At 61.9% G+C, this 4883-nt stretch carries 5 protein-coding genes; 1 reads left to right on the top strand and 4 read right to left on the bottom strand.

Translation table 11 applies throughout. The annotated features are described in order from the left end of the window. The 4 genes from WEA77_RS05485 to WEA77_RS05500 form a co-directional block, all read right to left on the bottom strand. The coding region (locus tag WEA77_RS05485; RefSeq protein WP_368066861.1) for an acetyl-CoA C-acyltransferase at positions 1-829 on the bottom strand (829 nt) is incomplete at its 3' end. Between the two features lie 155 nt (positions 830-984). Next, positions 985-2592, bottom strand: coding sequence for a phosphoenolpyruvate carboxykinase (locus WEA77_RS05490; protein WP_368066865.1), 1608 nt, complete (start codon positions 2590-2592; stop codon positions 985-987). A 167-nt stretch (positions 2593-2759) separates the two neighbouring features. Further along, positions 2760-3179: an NUDIX domain-containing protein gene (locus WEA77_RS05495; RefSeq protein ID WP_368066862.1), complete on the bottom strand. Its 420-nt coding sequence runs from the start codon at positions 3177-3179 to the stop codon at positions 2760-2762. A gap of 101 nt (positions 3180-3280) precedes the next feature. Beyond that, entirely contained in the window at positions 3281-3580 is a 300-nt protein-coding gene (locus WEA77_RS05500) for a hypothetical protein (protein ID WP_368066863.1), read from the bottom strand. Between the two features lie 244 nt (positions 3581-3824). Between WEA77_RS05500 and WEA77_RS05505 the strand changes: the two genes are divergently transcribed. Continuing rightward, a partial coding sequence (locus WEA77_RS05505) for an acyl-CoA dehydrogenase family protein (protein WP_368066864.1) occupies positions 3825-4883 on the top strand: 1059 nt, incomplete at its 3' end.

The raw sequence follows: 4883 nt of genomic DNA on the forward strand, positions 1-4883 counted from the left end.
CGCGCCTGGCAGCTTCCTTGGCTTCCATGACAACCACCGCGGCGGCGCCGTCCGACAATTGCGACGCATTGCCGGCAGTGACGTACTTGCCTTCCTTCACGACCATGCCGCCCGAGAAGACCGGCTTCAGGCCGGCAACCATTTCATAGGTCGTTCCCGGACGGTTGCAGTCGTCCTTGTCGGCGACCACGTCTTGGAAGGTTTCTTCCTTGGTTTCCTTGTTGATCAGCTTCATGCGGGTCTTCAGCGGCACGATTTCCTGCGCCATGTAGCCCTTCTGCTGGAACTCGGCCGTGCGACGCTGGCTTTCTACCGAATACTCGTCCTGGTACTCGCGGCTGACCTTGTAGCGATCCGCGACGATCTCTGCGGTTTCAATCATCGTCATCCAGATGGCCGGCCAGGTCTTGGCCAGTTCCGGTTCGAAATACTTGTGGCGGTTGGACTGGCCCGAGCCCTGGACGAGGCTGATGCTTTCAACGCCGCCACCGACGGTGACCGCGGCGCCCTCGTTGATGACGGTGTGGGCGGCGTTGGCAATCGCCTGCAGGCCCGACGAGCAGAAGCGGTTGATGGTGGCGCCGGACGTGGTCGACGGGCAGCCGGCCGCGAGGGCCGCGTTGCGGGCAACGTTATGGCCGGTAGCGCCTTCCGGCGCAGCGCAGCCGAGGAACACATCTTCGACTGCAGCGGCTTCGACGCCGGCGCGTTCGAGCGCGCCCTTGATGGCGTGGCCGGCCATCGTGATCCCGTGGGTATCATTGAGGGCGCCGCGGCCTGCTTTGGTCAGGGCAGTACGGGCAGTTGAGACGATGACGGCTTCACGCATGGCTTCCTCCGGAATGTTTGGCGTCTTGTTGGCGCGCACCGTAACGATTGGAACCGGCCCGCGCCAGACTTCCCTTTACGTCAAGGGAGCCTTTCCCACGAAAAAAGCCCGCCCGGCAGAACCGGGCGGGCTTTCATTTAGCGTTTGCTTCCCGTTCAGGCGGTGATCCTGGCTTTCGGAGCGGCCGCTTTCACGGCGTCGTCCACATAGGCTTCGAATTTCTTGAAGTTCTCGACGAACATCTCGGCGAGTTTCGCGGCCTGCGCGTCATAGGCGTCCGGGTCGGCCCAGGTCGAACGCGGGTCGAGGATCTTCGCGTCCACGCCCGCAACAGCGGCTGGAACCATGAAGCCGAAGGTCTCGTCCTTGCGGAACTGGACCGCATTCAGCGAACCGTCGAGCGCGGCGTTGAGCAGGGCGCGGGTCGCCTTGATCGGCATGCGGTTACCCTGCCCATACGGGCCGCCCGTCCAGCCGGTCGAAACCAGCCAGCAATCGACGTCGTACTTGGCGATGAGGCGGCGCAGCAGATTTCCGTACTCGGACGGATGGCGCGGCATGAACGGGCCGCCGAAGCAGGTGGAGAAAGTGGCCGAAGGCTCGGTCACGCCCTTTTCCGTGCCGGCGACGCGCGCCGTGTAGCCGGAGAGGAAGTGATACATCGCCTGCGCCGGAGTCAGCTTGGCGATCGGCGGCATGATGCCATAGGCGTCCGCCGTCAGCATGATCAGATTCTTCGGCTGGCCGCAGCGGCCGGTGAGCGAGGCGTTCGGAATCGCTTCGATCGGATAGGCGCCGCGCGAATTTTCTGCGAGCGCAGCAGAATCGAGGTCAAGCTCGCGCGTGGTAGGATCCATCACGACGTTCTCGAGCACGGTGCCCCACTGTTTCGTGGTGGCATGGATTTCAGGCTCGGCTTCGGCCGATAGCTTGATCATCTTGGCGTAGCAGCCACCTTCGAAGTTGAAGAGGCCGTTCTCGGACCAGCCATGCTCGTCATCGCCGATCAGTGTGCGCGAAGCGTCTGCCGACAGCGTCGTCTTGCCGGTTCCGGAAAGGCCGAAGAAGATCGCAGCATCGTCCTTGTCCGACGTATTGACCGAGCAGTGCATCGGCATGACGCCCTGGTCAGGCAGAAGGTAATTGAGGATCGTGAAGACCGATTTCTTTGTCTCGCCGGCATAGGACGTGCCGCCGATCAGGATGACACGCTTCGAGAAGTTGACGGCGATCACCGTCTCCGAACGCGTGCCATGCTTGGAGGGATCGGCGCGGAAGCTCGGGCAGTTGATGATGGTGAATTCGGTACGGAAGGATTTCGCTTCATCCGTAGTCGGAAGACGCAGCAGGTGACGGATGAACAGCGAATGCCAGGCAAACTCGGTGATCACGGTCACCGGCACGCGGTAATCCAGATCAGCGCCACCGAACAGATCCTGCGCATACACATCCTGGTTGGCGAGGTGAGCCTTGAAGTCTGCCCACAGAGCATCGAAATGCTCGGGCGACATCGGTGCGTTATTGTCCCACCAGACCGTGTTCTCGGTCAGTGCATCGCGCACGGTGAACTTGTCCTTGGCCGACCGGCCGGTGTGTTGTCCGGTTTCGACCACCAGAGCGCCGCCCTTGGCTACGCGCGCTTCGCCAGCGGCGACAGCAGTCTCGTAAAGCCGGGCTTCATTCCAGTTCTTGCGCACCGATTTTGGACGCACGCCAAGCTCGGCAAGGATTGCTGCAGTGTCGCTCATAATCACCCTCTTAATTCGTGATAACGTCAGGCCGCCCCCAGCCTTATCACCATGCGCTCATTAGCGCTTGCAGGGCGAATTTTGCAACATCCGTGCCGATCGATGGGGTATGTATTCACGCTTTAATTGTGCGGCGCATTCGACAATCCGCGTTTGTCTGACGTTGTCAAATATTCGCGCCTCTATGGCGCGGTGCAGCATGTGCCGTTCGCGCACAGATAGCTTAGCGCAGCGATGGTGAGGGGCGCCGGCAGGGCGTCCAGGGCAAACCAGCCCCAGCCAGCATGCTTTCCGGGCTCCAGGATCCGGGGTTCGCCCGCGAGAATTCGAGCCTGATATACAGGTGCGACCCAGTGGCGTCCGTCGCCAGCATCGATGGTTTCGGCGATGCAGGCGAGCCCGGCGATCTCGATCTCGATCCCCAGCTCCTCAGCGATCTCCCGGCGCGCTGTTTGGGTAGCTGGCTCGCCGAAATCGATCTTGCCACCGGGCAGGCCCCAGGCGCCCGCTTCCGGTTCCCGCAGGCGCTGGATCAGCAGAAGCCGGCCTTCGCCGTCCCGGATCGCGGCGCCGCATCCGGCCTCTGGTTTGCGCGTCTCCATACTTCAGTCCCCGATTCGCACCTGCGGCCAGCTGATAACAAAAAAGGCCGCCAGGGCGATACCCTGGCGGCCTGAGGAGAGGCATTGAGAAAGACCGAAACTTACTTCCTGGCGGCCGCGTTGCACTCGGTCAGCTGCTCGGCAGTGAGCTCGGACTTCGTGTTGCGGAGCGCTGTCAGCGTGCCGACTTCCTGCGCGATCTTTTTGCAGATGCGAACAGTCGGGGCTTTGCGGTCAAGTTCTGCGGTGCACTTGGTGCCTTCGCAGGTCCAGACGACGCTTTCGGCGACGATACGCTTGTCGGAAACCGGGTTGGCGGTCTCGAACGTGAAGGAGTTGCTGGCGAAAGCCGGGGCGGCGATGGCCGCAAAAGCTGCGGCGGCGAGGAAAGAACGGAGCATGGGAGGGTGCCTTGTCGTTCGGGGTTGAAGCTGCGTGCGGTGGTGAGGCTTTGGGCCTGACCTCGTGAGTGGAGAACGCTGAATAATTCGTCAAGCGTTCAGACTGCTAAATTCAGGATTATCGGAGAACGGCTCGTTCCGCATCCGGACGGCGAACGCGTCTGCCTTGCCCCGGCGGCACAAATTGCCGCCTTGCGTGGCAGGCGTATGGTGCCCCCCAAGCTGCGAGGCAAGGGAGAGAGACATGGACTTCAATATTCCAAAGGATATCGCCGACTATCTGGTCGTGCTCGACAAGTTCATCGAGGACGAGATCAAGCCACTGCAGGCGCAGGACGATAACGAGCGTTTCTTTGACCACCGCCGCGAATGGGCTCGCACCGATTTCGAGAATGAAGGCCTGCCGCGCCCGGAATGGGAAGCGTTGCTGCGCGAAGCCAAGAAACGCGCCGACAAGGCCGGTCACCTGCGCTACGCGCTGCCGACCGAGTTCGGCGGTCAGAACGGCACCAATCTTGGCATGGCAATCATCCGCGAACACTTCGCCAAGCAGGGCCTCGGCCTGCACAATGATCTCCAGAACGAGCACTCGGTCGTCGGCAACTTCCCGCAGATCCTGATGCTGCGCGACTTTGCGCGCCCCGATCAGAAACACCTTGCCGAGGCGGCGCTCGCCGGCAAGTTCATCGCCTGCTTCGGCCTCACCGAGCCCAACCACGGCTCAGACGCCACGCATATGGAAACCCGCGCGGTGCGCACCAAGAAGGACGGCAAGGACGGCTGGCTGATCAATGGCGAGAAAATGTGGATCACCGGCATGCATGTCGCGACCCACATCATGTTATTCTGCCGCACCAGCGGAAAGGATGGCGACGCGAAAGGCATCACCTGCCTGATCATCCCGGCGCGCGATCCCGGCGTGATCATCGAAGAATACATGTGGACCTTCAACATGCCGACGGACCACCCGCGCCTCACCATCAAGGATGTCTGGGTGCCGGAAGATGCCCTGTTCGGCCCGCCCGAAGGCGGCCTCGCGCTGGCCCAGCATTTCGTACACGAAAACCGCATCCGTCAGGCGGCTTCCTCCTGCGGCGCAGCGATCTACTGTATCAATGAGAGCGTGAAATACGCGCTGGAGCGCAAGCCTTTCGGCAAGCCGCTCGCCACCAACCAGGCGATCCAGTTCCCGCTGGTGGAACTCGCGACCCAGGCCGAGATGCTCCGCCTGCTGATCTTCAAGACCGCCTGGGAAATGGACCAGATGTCGAAGCCGGAAGTGGCGATCAAGCTCTCCGACAAG

This window comes from Hyphomonas sp. (genome assembly GCF_040882205.1).
Taxonomy (GTDB): Bacteria; Pseudomonadota; Alphaproteobacteria; order Caulobacterales; family Hyphomonadaceae; genus Hyphomonas.

Bases quoted from the DNA above. Each gene is read 5' to 3' on its own strand.
- WEA77_RS05495 (WP_368066862.1), bottom strand. From the start codon at position 3,179: ATGGAGACGCGCAAACCAGAGGCCGGATGCGGCGCCGCGATCCGGGAC.
- WEA77_RS05500 (WP_368066863.1), bottom strand. From the start codon at position 3,580: ATGCTCCGTTCTTTCCTCGCCGCCGCAGCTTTTGCGGCCATCGCCGCC.